Source organism: Alcanivorax sp. HI0044 (genome assembly GCF_001634945.1).
Genome location: NZ_LWEZ01000510.1, coordinates 1 through 869 on the forward strand (window position 1 = coordinate 1; position 869 = coordinate 869).

The following is an 869-nucleotide window of genomic DNA, read 5'->3' on the forward strand; positions in this document are numbered from 1 at the left end:
AGAGTAAGGATTCCCCTTGAATAACTGGCGCGACAAACTGTTCGTTACCCTGCAGTATCTGGTCCCTCAGCACGGCCTGTCCCGGCTGGTGGGCATGCTGGCCCGCAGCGAAGTGCCGTGGATCAAGACCACCTTCATCAATCTGTTCATGAAGCGGTTCGGCATTGACTTGTCCGAAGCCCAGATCGAAGACGCGGATCGATTTCCCACCTTCAATGCTTTTTTTACGCGCGCACTGAAACCCGATGCCCGACCACTGGAAGCCAGCGGCGATAACGAGATTGCCTGCCCGGCAGACGGTGCTGTCAGCCAGCTCGGCGCCATTCGCGCCAACCAGGTATTCCAGGCCAAGGGGCACGATTACTCCCTCTACGACCTGCTCGGTGGCGACAGTGCGCTGGCCAGTGAATTCACCAATGGCCAGTTCGCCACCATCTACCTCTCTCCCCGCGATTATCACCGTGTGCACATGCCTTTTACCGGCACCCTGCGCGAAACCCGTTACGTGCCTGGCGACCTGTTCTCGGTGAACGAAGCGACCGCCAACGGCGTGCCCAACCTGTTTGCCCGCAACGAACGGCTGGTGTGCATCTTTGATACCGAACAGGGCCCCATGGCAGTGATTCTGGTCGGCGCCATGATTGTCGCCGGCATCGAGACCGTATTCAGTGGGCAGGTCACCCCGCTGCCCAAACAGGTGGTCACCACCGACTACCTGCGCACCGCCCCCATCACCCTGGAGAAAGGTGAGGAACTGGGCCGCTTCCTGCTCGGCTCCACCGTGGTCATGCTGTTCCCTGAAGGGAAAGCCGGCTTTGAAGATAATCTGAAAGCCGGCTTTCCCTTCAGGGAACAGCATGACCACGGTG

1 protein-coding gene is annotated in these 869 nt (G+C 59.5%); it reads left to right on the forward strand.

Annotated elements, in window-relative coordinates; translation table 11 throughout:
• Positions 1-16: 16 nt before the first annotated feature.
• A partial coding sequence (gene asd, locus A3730_RS06045) for an archaetidylserine decarboxylase (protein WP_063537718.1) occupies positions 17-869 on the forward strand: 853 nt, incomplete at its 3' end.